The organism is bacterium, from assembly GCA_019912885.1.
In the GTDB taxonomy this organism is placed as follows: domain Bacteria; phylum Lernaellota; class Lernaellaia; order JACKCT01; family JACKCT01; genus JAIOHV01.
Genome location: JAIOHV010000122.1, coordinates 1 through 22,734, shown reverse-complemented (window position 1 = coordinate 22,734; position 22,734 = coordinate 1). Strand labels below are relative to the sequence as shown.

The 22,734-nt window shown below is 64.5% G+C and carries 17 protein-coding genes; 11 read left to right on the top strand and 6 right to left on the bottom strand.

Annotation, left to right across the window (positions count from 1 at the left end):
* Positions 1-1,153 (bottom strand): serine/threonine protein kinase (locus tag K8I61_10080; protein MBZ0272375.1); only part of this gene is annotated, 1,153 nt, incomplete at its 3' end.
* 180 nt (positions 1,154-1,333) lie between these two features.
* Here K8I61_10080 and K8I61_10075 point away from each other — a divergent pair.
* From K8I61_10075 to K8I61_10060, 4 genes are all read left to right on the top strand, one after another.
* A complete protein-coding gene (locus K8I61_10075) occupies positions 1,334-3,619 on the top strand; it encodes a hypothetical protein (protein ID MBZ0272374.1) in 2,286 nt (761 codons plus the stop codon).
* A gap of 115 nt (positions 3,620-3,734) precedes the next feature.
* Positions 3,735-4,196 carry a rhodanese-like domain-containing protein gene (locus K8I61_10070; GenBank protein MBZ0272373.1) on the top strand — a complete coding sequence of 154 codons (462 nt, stop codon included), beginning with the start codon at positions 3,735-3,737 and terminating at the stop codon, positions 4,194-4,196.
* A gap of 151 nt (positions 4,197-4,347) precedes the next feature.
* Positions 4,348-5,658: a DUF1329 domain-containing protein gene (locus K8I61_10065; GenBank protein MBZ0272372.1), complete on the top strand. Its 1,311-nt coding sequence runs from the start codon at positions 4,348-4,350 to the stop codon at positions 5,656-5,658.
* Positions 5,659-6,053: 395 nt separating this feature from the next.
* Positions 6,054-8,129 (top strand): glycogen/starch synthase, encoded by a 2,076-nt coding sequence (locus K8I61_10060; GenBank protein MBZ0272371.1) that lies wholly within the window; start codon positions 6,054-6,056, stop codon positions 8,127-8,129.
* Positions 8,130-8,261: 132 nt separating this feature from the next.
* Here the strand turns inward: K8I61_10060 and K8I61_10055 are convergent, their stop codons facing one another.
* Both K8I61_10055 and K8I61_10050 read right to left on the bottom strand, forming a co-directional pair.
* On the bottom strand, positions 8,262-8,819 hold the full coding sequence (locus tag K8I61_10055) for a hypothetical protein (protein MBZ0272370.1): 558 nt from the start codon (positions 8,817-8,819) through the stop codon (positions 8,262-8,264).
* 118 nt (positions 8,820-8,937) lie between these two features.
* A complete protein-coding gene (locus K8I61_10050; protein ID MBZ0272369.1) occupies positions 8,938-10,704 on the bottom strand; it encodes a hypothetical protein in 1,767 nt (588 codons plus the stop codon).
* 735 nt (positions 10,705-11,439) lie between these two features.
* On the opposite strand from K8I61_10050, the gene K8I61_10045 reads away from it, so the two are divergent.
* From K8I61_10045 to K8I61_10035, 3 genes are all read left to right on the top strand, one after another.
* Positions 11,440-11,937: a hypothetical protein gene (locus K8I61_10045; protein ID MBZ0272368.1), complete on the top strand. Its 498-nt coding sequence runs from the start codon at positions 11,440-11,442 to the stop codon at positions 11,935-11,937.
* A gap of 134 nt (positions 11,938-12,071) precedes the next feature.
* Positions 12,072-12,809 (top strand): outer membrane protein assembly factor BamD, encoded by a 738-nt coding sequence (bamD, locus tag K8I61_10040; GenBank protein MBZ0272367.1) that lies wholly within the window; start codon positions 12,072-12,074, stop codon positions 12,807-12,809.
* On the top strand, positions 12,793-13,224 hold the full coding sequence (locus tag K8I61_10035) for a hypothetical protein (GenBank protein ID MBZ0272366.1): 432 nt from the start codon (positions 12,793-12,795) through the stop codon (positions 13,222-13,224). Before bamD ends, K8I61_10035 begins: the two co-directional genes overlap by 17 nt.
* 69 nt (positions 13,225-13,293) lie before the next feature.
* Here the strand turns inward: K8I61_10035 and K8I61_10030 are convergent, their stop codons facing one another.
* Complete coding sequence (locus K8I61_10030; GenBank protein MBZ0272365.1) at positions 13,294-14,256, bottom strand: hypothetical protein; 963 nt, start codon at positions 14,254-14,256, stop codon at positions 13,294-13,296.
* A gap of 200 nt (positions 14,257-14,456) precedes the next feature.
* On the opposite strand from K8I61_10030, the gene K8I61_10025 reads away from it, so the two are divergent.
* Positions 14,457-17,528, top strand: coding sequence for a PAS domain S-box protein (locus K8I61_10025; GenBank protein MBZ0272364.1), 3,072 nt, complete (start codon positions 14,457-14,459; stop codon positions 17,526-17,528).
* Here the strand turns inward: K8I61_10025 and K8I61_10020 are convergent, their stop codons facing one another.
* Together K8I61_10020 and rsfS are read right to left on the bottom strand one after the other, a co-directional pair.
* Positions 17,529-18,302, bottom strand: coding sequence for a TatD family hydrolase (locus K8I61_10020; protein MBZ0272363.1), 774 nt, complete (start codon positions 18,300-18,302; stop codon positions 17,529-17,531).
* Positions 18,303-18,321: 19 nt separating this feature from the next.
* The gene (gene rsfS, locus K8I61_10015; GenBank protein ID MBZ0272362.1) at positions 18,322-18,732 is read right to left on the bottom strand and encodes a ribosome silencing factor; all 411 of its coding nucleotides are present in this window, start codon (positions 18,730-18,732) and stop codon (positions 18,322-18,324) included.
* A 382-nt stretch (positions 18,733-19,114) separates the two neighbouring features.
* On the opposite strand from rsfS, the gene K8I61_10010 reads away from it, so the two are divergent.
* The 3 genes from K8I61_10010 (at position 19,115) to K8I61_10000 (ending at position 22,609) form a co-directional block, all read left to right on the top strand.
* Positions 19,115-19,750 carry a hypothetical protein gene (locus K8I61_10010; protein MBZ0272361.1) on the top strand — a complete coding sequence of 212 codons (636 nt, stop codon included), beginning with the start codon at positions 19,115-19,117 and terminating at the stop codon, positions 19,748-19,750.
* A 127-nt stretch (positions 19,751-19,877) separates the two neighbouring features.
* Positions 19,878-21,593 (top strand): hypothetical protein, encoded by a 1,716-nt coding sequence (locus tag K8I61_10005; GenBank protein MBZ0272360.1) that lies wholly within the window; start codon positions 19,878-19,880, stop codon positions 21,591-21,593.
* A gap of 197 nt (positions 21,594-21,790) precedes the next feature.
* Positions 21,791-22,609 (top strand): amidohydrolase family protein, encoded by an 819-nt coding sequence (locus K8I61_10000; GenBank protein MBZ0272359.1) that lies wholly within the window; start codon positions 21,791-21,793, stop codon positions 22,607-22,609.
* Positions 22,610-22,734 lie beyond the last annotated feature (125 nt).

Below are 22,734 nucleotides of genomic sequence, written 5' to 3'. Positions count from 1 at the left end.
GCGCGGGCGTCGCCTTGGGCGGCGGTACGGGACGGATGTCGCGTTCCGGGGGCTTGTCCATGAATGGCGCCCACAGCGACATGATCATCACCAGGATGGACGCGATAAGCAGGCTCCCCAGTACCGCAAGCCGCCGTTGCCCGGAGCGGCGGATGCCCCGCATGATGTGCGAGGCGGAATCCTCGGGTTGCTCGAAATCGAATGTCGAGGTCACCCACCCGTCGTCGCCCGACATGGCGAACGCGGTCGAGTCGAACAGAATCTTGGTCCAGGCGGCCACGTGCGCGGCGTCCGTGCCGAGAAATTCCGCGCATCGGGCGTTGATGTCGGCGATCACCTCATGGAAGTGCTGGTAGCGCTTGTCCGGGTCGCGCGCCAGCAAGCGGTCGACGATCTCCGCGAGGGCGCGCGGCACATTTGGGCGCTTGGTGAGCGAGGTGAAATCGCCGTCGAGAATGCGGCGCATGACGCCAGCTTCGGAGTCTGCGTGGAACGGGCGCACGCCGGCGAGCATCTCGTAGAGAACGACGCCGAACGAAAACAGATCGGCGCGGTGGTCGATCGGCCGGTTCTCCAGATACTCCGGCGCGATGTACGACATGATGCCCTTGAGCACGTCGTGTTGCGTGTGCTGCGTCGTGATCCCGTGCGCGCGGGCGATGCCGAAGTCGATCACCTTCACCTGCCCCGCGTCGGAGATCAGGATGTTGCGCGGATTCAGGTCGCGGTGGATGAGTCCCAGGGCGTGGCCTTCTTCGTCGCAAAGATCGTGCGCGTACGCCAGCGCGTGCGCGACGCCGCGCGCGATGTGCAGCGCGACCTCCGGCGGCACCGTCTCGCGACGGTTGGCCAGGCGCTCCATCACCTCGCGCAGGCTGTGCCCGGGGATGTATTCCATCGCCTGATAAAAGGTTTCGCCGACGTTGCCGAAATCGAGAATGTGCACGATGTTCGGATGCGCGAGCCGCGCGATGATACGCGCCTCGCGGACGAACATTTCCAGAAAGTCCTTGTTGTCGGTCAGCGACGGGAGGATGCGCTTGAGCGCGATCTTGCGCGGATATCCGGCGATCTCGACCTCGGCGAGGTGAATCTCGCCCATGCCGCCGCCCGCGAGCTTGCGAATGATCCGGTACTTTCCGAATTGCTCCATGAGCCCGGCTACCCTCGCGATCGATTGGGGCCGGAATAACCGGCGGCGCCCGTCGATATCGTCATAAGAGCCCGCACCTTACAATACCCCGCGCCGCGATGCCATGAGGCCCGTCCGAACCGGGATGATTTTCGTTCCCGGCGCTTGCGCACGGCGCGACGTGGGGATAAAGCATCGCGCGTGGAGAATCGATCCCTTCTAGCCGCCGGCCGCGCGACGCTTGTCGTGTTCGTCCTTTCGTTTTGCACGCTCGTTTTTGAGCTCGTTATCTCGCGCATGTCGGTCTTTTACCTCAATTACGCCAACAGCTTTCTGGCGATCCCGCTGACGCTGTTCGGCCTGGGGGCCGGCAGCCTCGCCGTGCACATTCGTCGCGACGGGGTCGCTCGCGCGGACCTGGCGGTCGATCTCGGTCGCCTGGCCTACGCGGCGGTGGCGTCCTTCGCGCTTGCGTTCTTGTTATTCAGCCAGTTTTTCCCCATCACGCACCGCACGCGCCTGGCGAGCCTGTTGATGACCGGCAAGACGTTCGCCTTCGTCGCGCTGTTCCTTCCGCCGTTTTATTATGTCGGCAAGATCCTCACCGTGCTCTATGCGCGGCATCGGGCGCACATCGGCCGGCTCTACGGATCGGACCTGTTCGGCGCGGCGGCCGCGTGTTTCGTGACCCCTGTCCTTTTTCACTTCATCGATCTTCCGTATCTCATCGCCACGGGGCTCGTGGCGCTTTCGCTTTTGGCGGCGCTCGCGCCGGAAGGCGGCGCACGCCGCGCGCGGTTGCGGCGGCTCGTGCCGGTTGCGCTCCTGATCCTGCCCGTGCTCGTGTTTCTCGAGGGGCGCTACGACATGCGGCACGCGCTCGGTTACACGAAAAAGGTGACCGTCACCGAGATCGCGCACCGCTGGAACGAGTTCTCGCGCGTGTCCCTGCTTCGCCTGCAAAGGGCGGGGCGAGACAAGCCGACCTACCAGATCATTCACGACAACGCGGAAAGCAACGTTTACGTCGAGCCGTATCGCCCCGAAGGCGCGACGCCTTCGATGCGCCAGGACATCCGCCTTCCGTTCCTCCTGAATCGTCCCACGGACGATGTGCTCGTCATGTTCGCGGGAAGCGGCAAGCAGATGATCGAATACGCGGCGCATGGCGGCGGAAAAAGCCGGCTGACGGGCGTCGAGCTCAATCCGCTGGTCATCAAGTTCGCGACCGAACCCGCTCCGCTGGCCGGCTACCACCTGCGCGAGTTTTACGCGCGGCCGAACGTGCACATGGAGATCAAGGAGGGGCGGCGGTTTCTGGACAATGATCCGAACCGCTACGACGTCATCTACGTGGGATCGGACGCGGCGACATCGCAATACAAGAGCGGACACAGCCGCAAATACCTCGACACGAAAGAGGCGATGGCCGCCTACCTCGACCACTTGCGCGCCGACGGTCTGCTTGTTTTCCGCTGTCATCCGTCGGCGCACCTCGTCGAATCGTTGAAATGGCTTTCCGCCGAACGGGGCCAGGGGCCGCTTTCGGAGCGCGTCATGATCTTCGCCAAACGGACGACACGCTGCGACGATCTCATCTACTCGCTTCGGCCGTTCGCGCGCGACGAAACCGCCGCGGTCGTCCGGGAATATCCGGGCCTGTTGCGCTACGCGCCGCACCGGCTGAAAAACCATCCGCGCTACACGGCGAGCGTCGAGAATCCGCCGGACCCGGAGCGGCTCGTCACCGACGATCGGCCTTATGCGCGCAAGCTCGACTTCAAGCGATGGCGGCTTTTCCCGTCGATGAAAAAGCTGGATTCGCGCGCGTACTACCGGAGCTGGATCAAGATCACGACGCTTTTGGCGATCGGCGTTTTGCTCGCGGGCATTCTTGCCGCGCTCTACGCGACGCGCGTCACGATGCCCCCGCCGGGCATGATGCTTTACCTCGTCGTCACCGGGTTTTGCTACATGCTCGTCGAGATCACCTATCTCGGAAAAATGGAGTTGTTCCTGGAGAGCCCGCTCTATTCCATGGCGCTCCTGCTTTCGATCTTTCTTCTGACGAACGCGGCCGGCGCCACGGTCTTTCACCGCATCGGCGACCGGCTGCCCATGCGCGCGATGCCGATCTTCGTCGCGGCGATCGTCCTTTCGACGAGTTGGGCCATGACCGTGCTCATCAAGGCGCGCATCGGCATGCCGCTTGCCGCCAAGATCCCGCTGGCGACGCTCGTGCTCGCGCCCGCGGGTTTTTGTCTTGGGCTTTTCTATCCGTATGTCGTCACGTGGCTCGCAAGGCGCGGGAACGACGCCGCGATTCCCGTCACCTATGGCATCAGCACGCTATCGTCGGTCGCGGGCGCCACGTTCGCGATGGCGATGATCATCAACCACGGCTACACGAACGTGCTCGCTCTCGCGGCGGTGCTGTACGGCGTATTGACGGCGGTGCTGATGGCGTTCCGGCGGCTGACGGCCTGATTTGGCCTCCGGCGTAACGCAATCGGTCGCGCGTGCGTGCGTGCCGGCCCGGTTTGTGTTTGACTTGGAGATTCGTGGCACGCCGAACGGCGAGCCGAAATGCGGGAGTCGAAACATGTTGAAGAATCTCTGGCGCGTGATCGTGGGCGACAAGCGCGACGAGGATTTCAATCCGTCGCTCGACATGCCGCCCGTCGCCAAATCCGACGCGGCGCCCGAGCCGGCGCGCGATATCGCCGAGCAGGCGGGTTTTCCTTCCGCGACGCAGATCGACGCGGGCGAACTCAAGGCGCTCCTTGACCGGGACGCCGTGGTTCTGGTCGACGTGCGTTCGGACCAGGAGCGCGAGGAGGAATTTATCCCCGGCACGGTGCACATCCCGGTGCAGGAGTTCGAACAGCGCTGGACCGAGCTGGAACAATACAAGGACCGCGAGATCGTCCTGCACTGCCTGTCCGGCATGCGCAGCGACTACGCGCGCCAGTTCCTGAAACGCAAGGGCTTTGAACGCGTACGAAACTGGCCGGGTAGCGTGAGCGATTGGGAAGAGCTGGGAAATAGGGTCGAACGGAAATAATTGGGAATTGGGAATTGCGAATGGGGAATCTCTGAAAGCGGCTTCGTCGGGCTTCGGCGATCCCTTGCGATGGACATTCCCCATTCGCAATTCCCAATTCGCAATTCGCAACTCTCATTTTACCTGTTTCACGGAGCGTCGCTTGAAAAACATGGCCATTTTCATTGCGCAGATCGTTCTTCTCCCGCTTGCCGTCGTTCTCGCCCAGGACGCGCCGCCGGCGGATAGCGCGACGCCCGCTCCCGCCGCGACGCCGCCCGCCGAGATTTCGCGCGCCACGTGGGGCGCGGCGGTGGGGTTCGCGCCGAACCTTTCGATCGACGGTTACGCGCCGGGCATGACGATCGACCGCTCGAACATCGACACGTTCGCCGCGATCGTACCGGAACCGGTCGCGATCTTGATCCGCCAATACGGCCTGTCGCTTTCGACCAAGGACTACGAGCCCTACGCACCAAGCGAAGGTTACCTCGCGGCCACCAGGAAAAATCGCGGCAAGGCGAAGCTCGTGGAAATCGGCGCGGACACAAAAACGGTGGGCATCGCGAACTACGAGGGCGGGCTGCCGTTTCCGCTTCCGCAATCCGCGCGCGAGGTGGCGTGGAACTTCCATTACGCCTACGGCGGCGACGACGGCGAAAACGAGTTCTCGGTTTACTGGATCTCCGCGAAAAACGGCGTGGAGCGGCACGAGACCTGGAAGTGGACCTACATCGTCAACACGAAGCACCGCACGGACGTGCCGCCGATGCCCGTGCTGGATCGGCTGGCCAAAAAGAACATCGCGGCCACGTCCGTCACCGAGACGCTGTTTCCACCCGACCGCAAGGGGCAGCTCGCGCTTTACATCGTTTACGACAATCCCACCGACCGCGAGGGGTGGGTGTACGTGCCGGCGCAGCGGCGCACGTTCCGTTTCACCTCCGGCAACCACGGCGAGTCCTGGAACAACACCGATCTGCTGTACGAGGATATCCGCGGATATTCCGGCCGGCCGGAGTGGATGGACTGGAAGATCGTCGCCAAGACGACGATGCTCGCGCCGTTTCAGACCGGCGCCCCGCACGGCAAGGATGCGGCCGGGAAGATCTACGATTTCGAGAATCCGCCGCACTTTCTTCCGCGCCTCATGTGGCAACTTCGCCCCGTATACGTCATGGAGCTGACGCCGAAGCTCGCGAGCTACCCCTACAGCCGGCAGCTCCTCTACATCGACGCCGAGGCCTGGTATCCGCACGCGAAGGTGGCGTATGACCGCAAGGGCCAGCTCTGGAAGGTGATGATCAATGCCTCGAACGCCTCGCCCGATCCGAGGACAAAGCCGCTTTCCATTGCCACATCGCTTTTGGTCGATCTCCAGGAGGAACATGCCACCGCGTTCCCCTGGTTGATGAACCGCGCGAATATCGGCGTCGATCCGAACCTGTTTTCACAGACGACGCTGCGCAAGAAGGGGCAGTAGGTCCGGGACAGCCCCCGCGTCCGCCGGCTCGCCAGGAGCGCAGGCGTTCCGCCTGCTTTGGTGCGATGGAACCCGGGAGCGCCGAACCCCGGTTGGCCCCATGGTCGTGAATGTCGCGCTTGCCGGCACGGGCGGAGACCCTTCGCTGCGCTCAGGGTGACAAAAGCGCCCAGGGTGACAAAGGTCTGAGCGGCGTGCGCGCGCAAGGCCGAACTGGGGTTCGGCGTTCCCAGGAGCGTTCCCAGCGACGTTGCCGGCGGCGTTCGCGGGTAACACAAATCTTCGAAATTTCGTTGACAGCCGGGCGCAATCTGGCAGATTGAAACGCGCACGGCGCGCGCGCCGCGCAACCGCAAAATTCGCGTCCATCAAATTATCTTGTCGAGGTTCATCTTATGGCACGCTCCGATGATCCGCGCGATCCCGCCAGGCGGGACGCGCCGAAAGCGCCGTTTTCCGCCGGGTCGAACGTGGAAGAATCGCCGGTAACGCCGGTCGCCACGCTCGACGAGACGAAACTCGCGCCCAGGAAGCGCGCGGCGAAACCGGCAAATGACAAAATCGCCGCGCCGACAATCGAACATATCGCGGTCGCGCCGCCGCCGGCCGGCAAGTCCGACAAGGCGAAGCCCGCGCCCAAAAAACGCGCGGCCAAGCCGGCGAAAACCAAGGCGGCGGAGCCGATGATCGAACATGTCGCGGTCGCGCCGCCGCCGACCCCGGCCGCGCTCAAGGCGGATCGCGAGGAGCGGATCGCGACGGGGACAAGGCTCCCCGGGGAAAGCGCGCCGGCCAAGGCGCGCCGGGCGCCCTCCCGCGCGCCGAAAAAGCCCGCGCCCGAGCCGCGCGTTCGGGCGACACCCCGTATACCCCGCGCCCGCGGCGCGAAAAGGGCGCCCAAACACGTGCTGATGGTCGCGTCTGAAAACGGCGCGCTGCGCGGCGGATCGGTCGGCGGGATCGCGGACGTCATCCGCGATCTACCCGGCGCGCTCGTTGAGGAAGGGTTGAAGGTCACCGTCATCACGCCCGCTTACGGCTATTTGCACGCCGACAACGAGGTGATGGGCGTCTATCAGGTCAACTTCCCGTTCGCGAGCCGCGTGGAAAGCGCCGACGTGTTCCGCGTCCGCCCGACGCGCGAGGTCGAGGGCGTGCAACACCTGGTCGTCGAGAACATCTGGATCCGCGGCAATCCCATCTATGTGCACGATCCGTGGGAGCCGTTTTCCACCGACGCCGCGAAGTTCGCGATGTTCTCCGCCGCGGTCGCGAGCCTTGTCGCCTCCGCGCACGAGACGGTGCGTGACGTGGATGTGATCCACCTGCACGACTGGCACGCGGCGTTTGTCGCGCTTCTTCGCGAGCTCGATCCGCAATACGCGGACTTGCAGCGCCTGCGCACGGTGTTCACCATCCACAACCTCGGCATCCAGGGCACGCGGCCCGTGGAGCACGCGGCCAGCTCGCTGTCGAGCTGGTATCCGTCGCTGTTCGCCGACGCCGCGACGCGCGACCTCATCTATCGCCGCTTCGTGGATGGACGCTACCAGCCTCCGTGTTTCAACCCGATGGCCGCGGGCATCGCGCTATCCGACATCGTAACGACGGTCTCGCCGACCTACGCACGGGAAATCACCCGGCCGTCGGACGCGGATGCCGGCGTGTTCGGAGGGGAGGGGCTCGAGGATCTGATCGGAGAAGCGATGCGCGACAAGCGCTTGGTCGGCATCCTGAACGGCTACGACGCCGCGCCGAGGTCAGAACAAAAGCTGTCGTTCGCCGAGATTCGCGACGCGCTTGAGCGCGAGGCGGCGCGGATGGCGGATTCGCCCGTCATCCCCGAAACGCTGCCGTCTTCGCTGCGACGCCTGCGCGAGTGGCGCGAGCTGTCGCCGCGATTTGTCGCCACGCTGGTGACGCGCGTCGCCGACCAAAAGACGCGCCTGTTCTTCGAGCGCGGCATGGGCGACGCGACCGCCGGGGAACGCATCCTCGACACGCTCGCCGCGGCGAACGGCGTGTTCGTCCTGGTCGGCGACGGGCTGCCGCTCCTTTGCCGCATGCTCGGCGACCTCATGGACAGCTATCCCAACTTCCTGTTCCTCCAGGGGCGCAGCGACGACGGCGCCGCGGCGCTCTACGCGGGCGGCGACCTGTTTCTCATGCCGAGCCTGTACGAACCGTGCGGCATTGCGCAGATGATCGCGATGCGTCACGGGCAGCCTCCGCTCGTGCACGAGGTCGGCGGACTGGCGGACACGGTGAAAGATGGCGTCAACGGATTTGCGTTCGACGGCGCGACGATCGAGGAAAAGGTCGAGGGATTCGTCGGCGGCCTGACGCGCGCACTGCGGATGTCGTTCGAGGAACCCGAGGCGTGGAAGACGATCGTCGAGAACGCCCGTGCGGCGCGTTTTGCATGGCGCGACGCGGCGAAGAAATACGTGAAGGACGTGTATACGGGGTGATTCGTGGTTGTCATCCTGCGGTTGTCATCCTGAGCGAAGCGAAGGATCTCGCTGTAAGATCACGGAGACCCTTCGCTTCGCTCAGGGTGACAACGCGCCAAAGGCGACGGGGGCGCCAGGCGTCGACGCACGTTATTCGTTGCCCACGCCCGCAAGCCAGAGCGCGCGCTGCACGCGCTTGCACTCCTGCTTGAACTTCGCGCGCAGCACGCACGCCGCGCCGCCTGGCCACATCAGCCAGACGCCGTAGCGCGCCCCGCCGTAGGAGCCGGGCCGGTTGAAACCGGACATCGTTCGCCGCACGGCGATACGCACGTCGGCCAGGCGGGAAACGCGGCCGCCGTCGGCCAGGGCGAGAAAGTTCCGTTCGGTATCGGCGATGAGAATGCACGGCGCGGCGTCGGTGTCGACGCGCTTGCGTTGCGACACGAGGATGAGACACCAGGCGCCCATCAGCGCGAACAGCGCGCCGACGGCGATCGGCGCGGCCAGCGCCAGGCGAAGATCGCGGTCGGGCGGCGTGGTGAACCAGAGATATCCCGCGCCGCCGAGGCAAAGACCCGCGACCAGTAGAAACGTCCATCCGGCCGTTTCGTAGCCGAGCACGTCGCGGTTCAAGAACCGGATGCGTTCGCCGTCGCGGACGATTTCGTATCCGCAGTCCTTCGCGATGACCCAATCGTGCAGCAAATGGACCTCGGGGCGGTTTTGCCGCGCCGCGCTTCCATGCGCGGTTCGCCGCCCGAAACGGTTTGTGGAAACCCCGACATTATAAGGCGTCGCGCGGGTTTCGCCATCCCGGATCGTCCTACTTCCAGAGGTCCTCGCCGCCGTGCGTCTTGTTCTTCATTTTCGAGAACGCCTCGTTCCAGGAGGGCCGGCGGATGAATCGAAAACGCTCGGGATCGAAATAGCGCCGCTCGAGCATCGCGGGAAGCGGCTTGAACGCGCGCCACCGGGCGTCGTTGACGAGATCGCGGCGCAGAAGGCCAAGCAGGATGCCGTCCCCGATGTTCGTGAAGATCGGGGCGTAGAGCTTGAACGTGCGCGGCGACAGATAGATGTCGCGCTGCGCGGTTGCGATGGTGTGGGCGTAAACCCAGTCGGAATCCTCCTTGGGGAATCCGTCGAAAAGCACCGGCCAGGTGAGGATCAGCTCCGGCGCGCGATCCAGGACGTACGCCGTGTCGTGCTTTTCGTGGCCCACGATGCGCGCGCCGGTGCGTTGCTCGCGCCGGCCGATGTGCAGATCGGTCAGGCCGACCATGTCGAGCACGCGCCGGCGGCTGTGGTAGCCGATCGCGCCGATCGGCACGGTCGCAAGCGCCGCGTCCGGCGGCGTGATTTCCTCAAGCGCGCGGCCGACCGTCGTCCAGTCACGCGTCCAGTTCACCAGCATGCGGGCCTTGTAGAAGTCGAGAAGAAGGCTTCCGGTCGCCCAGGCCCACCAGAAAAGCAGAAGCGACGCGACGCCGATCCATGTGCGGGCTGTCGCCGGCGCGGCGGGCGGGCGTGAAAGGCGCTCGCGCCGCGCGCAAAGGCGCACGCGAAACAGCTTCCACGCGGCGAGCGTTCCGGGGATCAGCGAGGGCACGAGAAACCGGTGATACGGAAAAAAATCGCCGCCGACGAAAATCGCGAACGCGCTCGTCACGAATACCTGTCCGATCGCCACGAAAAACCAGCGCGGCAGGCGCGGCCAGATTTCGCGCCGGCGCGTGAACAGCAACATCAGGAAGATCGGCGGGAACACGAGCGCCATGCCCGCGCCGATGAGGTAGCCGATTCCCTTGAGGGCGAGCGGGCCGGAGAACGTGCCGACCTTGGCGGCGAAGGTGTTGGGCGTGAAATAGCCGAAGTAGCTCCAGCGCCACAGCCAGTAGCCGCCAAACAGCGCGATCACGATTGCGGAATAGACGATCGCCTGCCGCCATCGGGCGCGTGCGATCGGCAGCAGCCAGGAAAGTCCAAGCGGTATGGCGACGAGGATGCCGTCGGGGCGAAGCAGCCCCGCCGCGACAACGCACAGCGCGGACAGGAAGGGCGGTGCGCCGCGCTCGTGCTCGCGCGCGTGCGCGAAAAGCGCCGCCATCCACGCCAGCGCGACAAGCGGCGTCTCCATCGCGGCGGTGGACCACACGAGCCCCATCGGGCCGATGACGAGAAACGCGAGAAAGAGGAACTCGAACGGACCGACCGCGACGGCGGCTCCCGTCTCGCGGCGATCGCTCAAAAAGAGCGCGTATCCGATCGCGAGCGCGGCCGCCCAGGCGAGGATGCCAAGGACGACGGAGACAAGGTCGAGGCGATCGATGCCGGCGGCCGCGAACGGCGCCAACAACAGGACGTGCCCGAAGGCGGTAGCGCCCTCGACGCGTTCGCCGGGATTGAAAACAAGGCCATCGCCCTCGGCGAGATGGCGCGCGTAGGTCATCGTGATGAAGGCGTCATCGACCGGCCCGGTCCACGGCAGGGCGCGCCATCCCCAAAGCAGAACGCCTAGCGAAATCAGGAAGAAGGTCGTGGGCGTGATGGTGCGCTTCATGGCGTCCAGGATGAGGCGGGCGCGGATCATATCGCGGTCGCGCGGCTTGCGGAAGGCCCGGCCGGCACGAGGGCCAGCGGACGCGGCAAGCGAATGTTTTTTATCCTATCGGTAACGGTGCGTTATGGCGCGGCGTATTATTCAAATTGTCGGACGAGGCAAGCTTGAGCCGCCTTGCCCGGTCGCCTTGATGACCGTTGTACGGAATTCTTGAAGGGCGAGGGACCGTGAATGGAGGCCATTTGAATTTATGAAATCCGTGCGCGTGAGCCCCATCGCCAATGGAAACCGAATTAAATGTTGGGCATGCGCGTGGTTTGTGAACAAGGACGGGGAATGTGTCAGGAGCGTATCGATGCGTTTTTGCTGAGGAAAACTTAATAGCGATGTCCGCTTTGAATTTCCGGAGCCCCGGCGGAAAGGGGCACTCCAAACATTAAGATAACTATTCAAATCGCGGAATTTTGAACGGTTTGCTTGTATGAAATCGATTTTATGCGCGGACAAGATGGCCGACCGTTTCGCGCCCCGATTGAATTTTCGGAGGAGTCGACCGGCGTTGTGAAAAGGGGGCGTATCGAACACGGTTTCGTGGCGGGTCGGCTCCGCCTGAACCTTCATGCTTTTTTTGTGTCCAAGCGCCGACGAAATCAATTCGGTTGACAAGGGAAAGAATCTTGGTATAAGTGAGCCTTGCGAGACCCTGACCCCCATCCGCGATCCTGAGACGACGCGGAATAATAACCTTCGGAGGAATTCTGAATCATGGCCGGCAACACGGGTGACATCCTTGCATCGGTGCAGCGTGAGGTTGATGGTCTCCTTTCGCGCATTCGTGAACTCGAATCGCAAAAGACCGACCTCGACAAGCAAATCTCGGAAGTTCGTCGCGACATCAAGAAACGGCAGGATTTACTTTTGGTGTGGGAAGGCAAGGCCGACGTTCGTCCGATGATCGAACGCAAGGCGGGTGAGCGCTCCCGCCGCGGCTTTACCATGACCGCCGCGATCCTCGAGATCCTGGACTCCGAGAGCCGTCCGATGTCCGCGCACGAGATCCTCGACGAGCTCAAGAAACGCAACGCGGCGGGCACCTCCAAGAGCCCGATCTCGTCGGTTCGCAACGCGCTACAGATTCTCAAGAAGCGCAACCAGATCGTCAGCCCCGCGTACGGCCTTGTCAGCCTGCCCGGCCGCGAAGGCGGCATCGGCGGCAATCGCCCCCCCAAGACGATCCGTCGGCCCGGCGGCAAGTCCGAGTAGTTGCATCGAGTCGAGTGCGTCCGGCGCTTGCCGGATCGCCGCGAACGCGGGCGCCGGATTCCTCCGGCGCCCGATTCGTTTTCAGGGCGCGTATCGCGTTGACAGCTTCCGGACGCGTTCTATAGTGCCGCGCGATGCGTTTTGGCCGTCTTGCCCCCGTCGTTTGCGCCGTCATCCTGGCTTCCGCCTGCGGGCCGAAGTTCGAGGAAATGTCCCCCCGCGAGGTGTACGAATACGGCGAGACCGAGTTCGCGGACAAGGACTACAACGACGCGATCAAGGCCTACGAGGCCCTCATCGACCTGTACCCGTTTTCGATCTACGTGACGCAGGCGGAACTGCGCATCGCGGACTCGTATTTCCGGCGCAAGCGCTGGGCCGAGGCCGCCGTCGCGTACGAAGACTTTGTCGACAAGCATCCGACCAACGAATCCGTTGCGCACGCCGTGCATCACATGGGCGTATCGCACTACAAGGAAAAGCGCGCGATCGACCGCGACCAGGACGAAACCTGGGCCGCGGAATCGGCGCTCTCGCGCGTGGTCACGCAATATCCGGATTACGCCGAGGCCGGCGACGCGCGCGAAAAACTGGCCGAGGTGCGCGAGGATCTGGCCGCGCGCGAGCGTTATGTCGGGCGGTTCTATCGCCGCGAGAACGAACCGTACGCGGCGCTGCAGCGCTACCTGGTCGTGGTTCGCGATTATCCGGACACGAAATATTACCCCGAGGCGCTTTATTTTGCCGGGGTGAGCCTTGTCGATCTCGAGGAGCCGGCCGAGGCGCGCCGGTATCTCGAACTGCTCGCCGACAAATTCCCGGATCACAAGTTCGGGAAACGGGCCACGGATGTCCTTGCCCGGATCCCTTAGATTCGCATTCCCGCTTCTTGCCGTCCTTTTATTCGCCGGCTGCGAGCGCGACCCCGTCTGGCTTGTCGAGCAAACCCTGAACGCGCGTGAACAGGCTTTAAAGGACAAAGACGTCGAGTCGTACGCGGCGTTGTTTCACCCGGAATATCAATACAAGACCGAAAGCGTCGAGACCGTACAGTCGAACATCGCCAAGCGGTTTTCCGCGAACGATCGCATCCTGCTGCGCACGCACAACCGCCACATCACGTTTCAGAACGACGGCGACATCGCCGACGTGGTGCAGGAATACGAGATCGTGCAAGAGCGCGGCGGGCAACAGATCCGCTCCAGCGGAACGGAGCGATTCTTCCTGAAACGGGAAAAAGGCCTGTTCGGCGGCAAATATCTTTTCTTTGCGGGGATGGGTGTGTAGCGGTTCCCTAGCGATCAGCAATCGGCCATCAGCAATCAGCCATCAGCAATCAGCTTTCAGCAATCCGCCCTACCTCGGCGAGGTGACCTGGGCCGCGTCCACGTTGACGATCACTTCCCACAACTGCTCGGGCACGTTCCACGAGTTGGCGACGAACGTGAACGTACCGGGAACCGGGATCGTCATGTCGAAAAATCGCGTCGGGCACAGGGGATCCGGCTCGGCGTCGCTGTCGAGATCCTGCCGGTGCAGGAAGGTGAAAAAGACAATGCCACCGCCGTCGCGCTCGGCCGAATCGTCCACGCGATACGACATCTGCACCGAATCGTCTTCATATAAGTAGCAGGGCGCGGAGCGGAGCTGGAACGACTCGCCCGGGGCATACGGCTGATCGCCCTGCGGCAGGAGCAGATCCATCATCGGCGCGAAGTAGCGGTTGTGGCGCGCCGGCGAGGCGTCAAGTTCCATGGACACGATCAGGGAATCCGCCGTGATCTTCGCCGCGCCCAGGCGCTTGACGATTTCCACCGTGGGCGTCCCGCCGCTGTCGATGCCTTCCACGGTGTACGATACGTCCGTGACGCACAGGCACGAACCGTCCCAGGCCGTGTCGGTTTCGGTGATGCGTACATCCGCGCCGTCGGCCTCGGCCGTCACGGTCAGATCGAACTCGCACGACAGCACGACGTCTCGCCGCGTCACGTGCAGTTGCCGCGTTTCACCGTCCCACTCCAGATCGACGATGTCATACGGCTCCGATTCGGGTTCGTAGGGCACCTCGCCCGCGCAGGCCGGCGCCGACAGCCCGGAAACCGTCAGGTCGCCGAGGTCGTCGTCATCGTCGCCTGCGTCATCGTCGCCATCGTCATCATCGCCGTCGTCGTCATCCGCGTCGTCGTCATCGTCCACCGCGTCGTCATCGCCCGCCGCGTCGTCATCGTCGTCATCGTCGCCGCCGCCGCCCGTGCAGGCGCCGGCGATCGCCAGCGCGAGGGCCAGGACGACAAGGGAAATGATTTTGATCAATCGCATCCGGTAATCTCCATCTCGTTTTCTGCCGATACGGCTTAAGGAAAAGGTACGTGCGGAGCGCTGAATGTGCAACAGGCCCGGGCGTGCCGAAATGGCGGCGGGGACGCAACCCTTGCGACTTTGTGAATCTCGTAGCCTAATCGGTTTTTTCGTCATCTGGGGCAAGCGGCGAGATGCCAGATCCGGCTAACAGAAACGTCATGCCGACCGAACGACCGCCACGCGTCCGTATCGTCGATCCGGCGGAGCAATCGCCGATCGCGCAATACGCGGCGATCGCCGATCTGTTCGGCCGGGAGTCGCGCGGTCTGTTTCACACGCTCGTTGTCCGCGCTCCGGTCGCCCTGACGGTATTTGACCGCGACATGCGCCACGTGGCGGTCAGCGCCCGCTGGTGCACGACCTTCGGGATTGCCGCCGAGGACATCGTCGGCCGGCTCCATTACGATGTCTTTCCCGAAATTCCGGAGAAGGCGCGCGAGGTGCACCGCCGCTGCCTCGCGGGCGCGTCCGCGAGCGGCGAGAACGAGCCCTACTACCACGACGACGGCCGTATCGATTTCGTCGATTGGGAAATCCACCCTTGGCGCGACGCGTCCGGCGAAGTCGGCGGCATTGTCCTGTTCGTCGAAACGCGCACCAGCGCGCGCGAGGCCGAACAGTCGCTCGCCGACCGCGACGCCCGCCTGCGCGCGTTATGGGAGCAGGCGGCGGATCCCATGTTCATCCACGCACTCGGCGGCGGCCTTTTGGACGCGAATCCCGAGGCGTGCCGCCTGCTTGAACTCGACAAGGACGACCTGGAGCGCCGCGCGAACGAAAACGCGGGCGCCGTCTTTGGCGAGGGCTGGGACAAGGTCCTGGGCGCGAACAGCAGCTTCGAGGCGCCGGTCATGACCGAGGGCTCGATCCGGTCGGCCGGCGGCGTCGATATCCCCGTCGAGATCCGCGCGAGCCTCGTGGATACGCGGCAAGGCCCCATCATCGTTTCGATCGCCCGCGATATCCGCCGGCGCATGATCGCCGAAGCCGCGCTGCGCGACCTGTCGCGGTTTCCGAGCGAGAACCCGCAGCCGGTATTACGCGTCGAGCCGACCGGGCGCGTCCTCTACGCAAATGAGGCGGCCGGTTATCTCCTGAAAAACTGGGGCGTCGCGATCGGCGACCGGCTGCCGGCGCGCGAACGCGAATTGGTTCGGGAATGCATGGCGACGGCCGAGCCCGTCCGCGAGGTTTACGAGGCCGGCGAGCGGACGTACGAGATCCTGTTCTCGGCGTCCGCCGGCGGCCCGCACGTCAACATCTACGGCAACGACATCACCGAGCGGCGGCGCGTCGAGAGGCAACTCGAACGCAGCGAGGCGCGTGCCCGGATGATCTTCAAGCACGCGCCGATCGGGTTCACGGTCGGAAACAGGGACGGCGTCATGCTCGAATGCAACGAGATGATGGCCGAGATCTTCGGCCGCCCGATGTCGGAGATCGTCGGCCGGTCGTTCCTGGATTTCGTCCCTGCCGAAATACGCGAGGCCGCGCGCGATCAATTCACGCGGCTTGTCGAAAACAACGAGCGATTCTATTGCGCGGAGCGGCAGTATCTGCGCGGCGACGGAACCCGCGTGCCGGCGCGTGTGACCGTTGTCCGCATGGTCGATCCCCAGGGCGAGCCGTTTCAGGTCGCCATGGTCGAAGACCTGCGCGAGCAACACGCCGCGCGCGAGGCTTTGCTCGAGCGCGAACACCGGTTCCGCGTCCTCTACGAGAACGCGGCGGACTCGATCATTCTGGTCGGCGCGGACGGGCGTTTTGTCGACGTCAATCCGGAGACCTGCCGCACGCTTGGCTACACGCGCGACGAGATGATCGGCATGACGCTCTCGGCCATCGCCGGGACCGGGTATTCGGACGAGACGCTTGTCGGGATCATGGAGGACATCGAGGCCGGGCGCACGGCAAGCTACACCGGGCGGCGGCGCCGCAAGGACGGCAGCGAGTTCCCCGTGGACGTTCGCCTGAACAGCATCGAACTCGGCGGCGACACGGTGCTTCTGATCGTCGCGCGCGACGCCAGCGAGCAGGAGCGCGCCGAGAAGGAGCGGCTGCTGTTGCAGGAGCAGCTCCAGCAGGCGCACAAGATGGAAGCGCTCGGGAGCCTGGCGGGAGGCGTCGCGCATGACTTCAACAACCTTTTGTCGATCATTTCCGGCTACGGCGACATGCTCGCGCAGAAGATCGACGCCGAAAACCCGCTGTTCGAGGCGGTGCAGGAGATCCGCTCCGCGGCCGCGCGCGCCGGCAACCTGACAAGCCGCCTGCTGGCGTTTTCACGCCGCCAGGTCATCAAGCGCCGCGTCGTGGATCTGCGTGACGTGGTGACCGAAGTGAAAAATCTGCTGCGCCGGGTGATCGGCGAGAATATCGAGCTGCGAGCGCGCCTGTCGCCGGAGCCCGCGCCGGTGCTCGCGGACGTGGGGCAAATCGAACAGGTGCTCGTCAATCTCGCGGTCAACTCCCGCGACGCCATGCCGAACGGGGGCGTGCTCGAGCTGCGCGTATCCCTCGACAATCTCGACGAATCCGTTGTACGCGACGGTGCGAAGATGCCCGCCGGGCGTTACGTCCGGCTGCTCGTCGCCGATTCGGGCACGGGAATGGACGAGGCGACGCGCCGCCGTGTCTTCGAGCCGTTTTTCACGACCAAGGAACGAGGCAAGGGGACCGGCCTTGGCATGGCCATGGCCTTTGGCATCGTCAAGCAACACGACGGTTTCATCTTCGCCGATAGCGTGCCCGGCAAGGGCGCCACGATCGAAATCTATCTGCCGCGCTCGGAAACCGTGCTCGAAACCGCCACCGGCCCGGCGCCGCGTGCGCCCTTGGTGCGCACGAAGGGCGAGGGCGTCACCGTCATGGTGGTGGAGGACGAAATCGCGCTTCGACGCCTCATCCGCCGCGTGCTGGAACGAAGCGGCTTCCAGGTGCTGGAGGCCGGCGACGGCACGAGCGCGATCGAATTGCTCCAGACGCGCGGCCACGATGTCACGCTGCTTTTGACCGATGTCGTCATGCCGAACATGAGCGGGCCGGAGCTGGCGCGCATCGTGCGCGAGGCGCTGCCGCACCTGAAGGTCCTGTTCATGTCCGGATACGCGGAAGACGCTTTCGAACGCGAAAGCCTCGACGATATCGAGCGCAGCTATATCCAGAAGCCGTTTACGTCCGACGAGCTGATGACGGCGATCGCGCGCGTGATCGAGGACGAGCCGGACTGATCAACGCATTCGGGAAAACAGCCGGCGCGTGTTTTTCGCCGCGGCCCGGCCCGCATCGGTCTGGGAAACGCCAAGGATCCTTGCGAGCGCGCGCGCGACCTCCGCGACGTATGCCGGCTCGTTGCGCTTTCCGCGATACGGCTTGGGTGCCAGATACGGGCTGTCCGTTTCGATGAGCACGCGGTCGATCCCGGCGGCGCGGACGGCGTCGTGTTCGGGCATCTCGGTCTTGAACGTGATCGTGCCGGTGAAGCTGAGATCAAACCCCAGCGCCAGCACGCGTTCGGCCTCGTCGCCGCTTCCCGAAAAGCAGTGGAAGACGCCCCGGTACGCGCCCTCGGCCTCGTCGGCGAGCACGGCGAGGCAATCGTCCATCGCCTTGCGGCAATGGATGACGATCGGCAAGCCGAGCTTGCGCGCGACGCGGATTTGACGGCGAAAGGCGTCGTGCTGCGCTTCGCGCGGCGAGTGGTCGTAGTGATAGTCAAGCCCGATCTCGCCCCACGCCACGACGCGATCGTCGCTTGCCAACTCCGTCAACGCGGCGAGCGTCTCGTCGTTGGCGTGTTTCGCCACATGCGGATGCATGCCGAGCGCCACGAAAATCTCCGGCCGCGTTCTTGCGATGGCAAGCGCCTTGTGCGCGCCGGCGAGGTCGGTCGCGATCGTCACCATGCGCGTCACGCCGGCGGCGAGCGCGCGCTCGATCACCGCCGGGCGGTCGTCGTCGAACGCGCCGGCGTCGAGGTGGCAATGGGAGTCGATGAGGGACATGGGGCGGCGCGCGCGGCGCCTACGCGTTTTCCACGCGACCTGCCGCCGCACGGGGGCGGCGCGCCCAGCGGACATCGAACGAGCCGTCTTCCCGGGGCACGACTTCGCCGCGCCTGGCGTCCGCCCAGATGCCCTCGATGTTGTAGAACTCGCGGACGGGCCTGTAGAACGCATGAAAAACGATGTCGCCCAGGTCGAGGATAACCCACTGCCCGTCCGCGGCGCCTTCGACGCCAAGGGGAATCGAGCCGCTTTTCTTCACGGTCTCGCGCACGTTTTCGACGATCGTCTGCGCGTGCCGCGTGCTGGTGCCGTGGCAGACGACGATCGTGTCGGCGTAGGAACACAGGCCGGCGACATCCAGAACGACGATGTCATGGGCGAGCTTGTCGAGGGCGGCGGTAAGAACGGTGGAGAGCTTCGCGTTGATGCGGGCCAGGACTCGATCCTCCCTGTGGATGGTCCACGTCGCATAGTAGGCGGGGCCGCATCGATGTCAACGAGAAAACGACGAAAGAGGAAACAGGAAAGAGGAAAGAGGGTGGTGCCCACGAAATTCGGTATCGACTTCCGTGCGAGTGCCGGTGCCTGTGCCCGGACGAATGGTCTGGAAGTCTGAAAGTCTGGACGGTCATCGCAAGTCACGGCGCCCTCGCCCGTGAGTCATTGCAACGTCCGAGCCGCAAACGAAGGCTCCGCTCCGGGCGGAGCCTTCGTTTGCGGGTGACGCGCACGAAAAGCGGCGCTTCCTATTTACCCGCGCACTCCGCTTCGATTTGCGGCTCCGGCGGCGCGGGGATATAAGAGCACCGATGCGTCAAAAGATTCTTATGGCCGGGGCCGTCGTGCTCGCCGCGCTCGCGATGATCGTCGCGCGCGTTGCCGTGGGCGGCGCCGTCGAGCTGCGTGAGGCGCGCGCGCACCAGCAGGCCGGCGATATCACCGAGGCGATCTGGGCGTACGACCGCGCGCTGCACTGGTATCTGCCCGGCAGCCCGACGGTGCGGGCGTCGGTGGACGCGCTGCGCACGATCGCGCGGGATGCCGAGGCTTCGGGCGATCCGGAAACCGCGCTCTGGGCGTGGCGCGTGATGCGTTCGGCCATGTACGCCGCGCGCGGACTCGTTCAGCCGGGCCGGGACGTCATCGGCGAAGCAAACGTCGAGATCGCGCGGCTCGTCGGCGAAAAAGTCGGCGCGGGCGATCCGCAAAAAAACGCCGAGGCGCGCGAGATGGAGATGGCGATCCTCACGCGCGAGGTCGGACCGAATACGGCGTGGTCGCTTGTCGCCACGCTCGCGTTTTTCGGCTGGATCGGCCTGGCCGTGCTGTTCATCTTCCGGGCGTTCGGCCCGAAGGACGCGTTTTTTCGCCGTCCGGCGCTTTTTATCGGCGCCGCGTTTTTGGCCGTGTACGTCATCTGGATGCTCGCGCTGTCGCGGGCGTGAGACGCGTGCGCGCGCGTGTGCGATTTTTTGACACGCCGCGGCAAAAAGGAATAATCTGGCGGCGAAAATCCGGGGCGAATTTGCCCGCATCGGCCCCCATCGCGCCGGCGGGCGGAGGGTCACAATCATGATATTCAAGCGAATCGCGCTTGCGGCGGTTGTCGCCGCCGTTTTCGCGTCCGCGGCTGTTGCGGGCGCGCCGGGTGCGTGGACCTATCTCAACTCCAATTCGGGATTCGTCTCATCGGGCATCCTCGATATCGGAGGCCTAGACGATGGATCTTTTGTCGGCGTCGGCATTCACCAGTCGAGCGAATCCGGCTTCGCGCAAGCGTGGAAGGGCTACACCGACGGCACCTTCTATGAGGTCATGGCCGCGACGTTGGACCTGGAGGACACCTGCGACGTGCTGCGTATCTTCGGTTTTATGACGACGGTCGACTTTTTCACCGACACCATCGGCGTCGCCGGCGGCGTCACGAACGAGCAGTGCCTCGCGGAAAACCCCAACGCGCCCGAATGCCTGGCGTGCTTCATCCAGCTCAAAGGCACCATCAAACGCACGACGGAGGCCGGTGAGGAAGACACCTTCAATGTCGTCGATCTGCCTGCCGAGGTCGTGCCGAACGGAAGCACCATCGACGCGATCCACGCGGTGACCGATCTGTTCGGCGTCGCGCAGGGCTATCCGAACATGTTGCTCGCGACGCATGACGCGGGCGCCACATGGGAGAAGCTGCCTTTCGCGGGCGGCACCCCCGCGTCCGTTTCGTTCATCAACGAGGATATCGGCTTTGCCGCGACGGGCTTCGACAACACGCCCGCCAAGTCCGGCGAAATCGATCCGGGAGAGATCCTCGCCCGCGCGCTCTGGCGCACTTCGGCGTTTTACCGCGCGACGCACCCCGACTTCCGCCGACAGAAGGCGATCGTCGGCGACGCGTTCTTCAAGACGACGGACGGAGGGCAGACGTGGGAGACGCTCTCCTCCGGCGACAAGATCCTCGCGTACAAGATGAGCTTCGCCAACGAGCAATACGGCATCGTGATGGCCGAGGGCGACTCGAGCGCGCTCGCGCACAGCATCATCTATTACACGCACGACGGCGGCGTTACGTGGGAGCAGGCGTCCGTTCCGGCCAAGATGCCGTGGGACAACGGCGAATACGGCATCTCGGACGTGTGGATGGTCGATGCGGATCTCGCGTACGCCTCCGTGTTCGTTCTGAAGTTCGGGTCGCTGCCGGTGGCCGGCGGATTTCTCATCAGCAGTGACGGCGGAAAGACGTGGCAGGTGGACGAATACGGATCCGACGAGATCCTCGGCATCGGCTACATGGCGATGGACGGCAAGCGCAAGAGCTGGGCGTATGCGGGCGGCATGGGCCTCACGCACGGTTACTACACCGGCAACGCGAATGCCGCGCCGACGGCCGACGCGGGCGACGACGGAACGGGCGTCGTGGGGGAAACCCTGAACCTGGACGGCTCGGGCAGCTCCGACCCCGATGGCGACACGCTGTCTTACAAGTGGACGCAGGTCTCCGGCCCGGCGATCGAGATGGTGTCGCCCTTTGGCGTGGACGCCGCATTCACGCCGTCGGCGGCGGGGGTGGTCGAGTTCTCGCTGACGGTGACCGACTCCGAGTTCTGGATCGAAGCACCGGATACGGTATCGTTCACCATCGACGAGCCGGCTCCGGCCGACGACGATGACGACGCCGTGGACGATGACGATGACGACGACGGCGGTGATGACGACGAGGGCGACGATGACGACGACGACGCCGGCGCCGACGATGACGATGACGAAGACGAAGACGGAGGCTGCTGCGGCTGCTGAGGCGCTCCGGCGAATCTCGTCGACGGGAAAATTGACGAACGGAAACGATTCGGCGGCCGGTACTCGATTGTACCGGCCGTTACGTTTCCGTTCCCGCGCTCGACGCGGAACACTTATCGCTTGACGGCGGGCGCGGGCGGGCGTGACAATTACCGCCTTGCATGGCAACGGCTGCGTTTTCTAAACGGGAGGGAAATATGAATATTCTCGATTTCCGCGTTCGTCCCCGCGTTCCTTATTTCTACAAGGACCTCGTGCCGGTGCCGAATCCGGCCATCGCGCGGTACATCTCGCTCTACAAAGGCGAGCCGCGCCTCGGGATTTCGTCGTTCGAGGAGTCGATCGCGGAGATGAAAGAGAACGGCATCACGCAGGCCGTCATCTTCTCGGGCGACGCGGCCGGCAACACGGAAGTGTACGACGCGGTCCGGAAGTTTCCGGAAAACTACATCGGACTTGCCGGCGCGCGGCCGGACCATGGCGTCATGCAGGCGTACAGGGATCTGGAACGCGCCTACACGGAGATGGGGCTCGTCGGCTGGAACCAGAGCCCGTTCCTGACGGGCGTGTACGCCTCCGACCGGCGCAACTACCCCCTCTATGCGCTCTCGCAGGAGATGGGCAAATGCGTCGTCATCCATTCGTCCGCGCACTACAACCCGAACCTGCCGCTCGACCTCGGCAATCCGCTGGAGGTCGACAAGGTGGCCGTCGACTTCCCGGATCTGCGCATCGTGCTGACGCACGGCGGCGTCGGGTTCGGCGATCTGGGCACCACGATCGCCAACCGGCATGACAACGTCTGGATCGATTTCACGTCGCTCATGCCGCAGTGGGTGCCGATGCACCATCTGGTGCTGATCAATGGCCCATTGCGTCACAAGGCGATCTTCGGCACGAACTGGCCGTGCCTGCATTACAACTGCGCGCAAGAGTGGAAGAACGTGCTGAAGGACAAGGTTCAACCGCTGTTCTTCCGCGAAAATGCGCTGCGCGCGATGGGGCTTCCGGTTTGAGCGATACCGCGACGCCCGCCGAATTGGAGCGATCCGACGACGTCGCGCTCGCGGGCGCCGAAGCCGAGGCCGCGGAGCCGGCCGCGTCCGGACCGGACGGCGAGGAGCGCCGGGGCGCCCTTGTC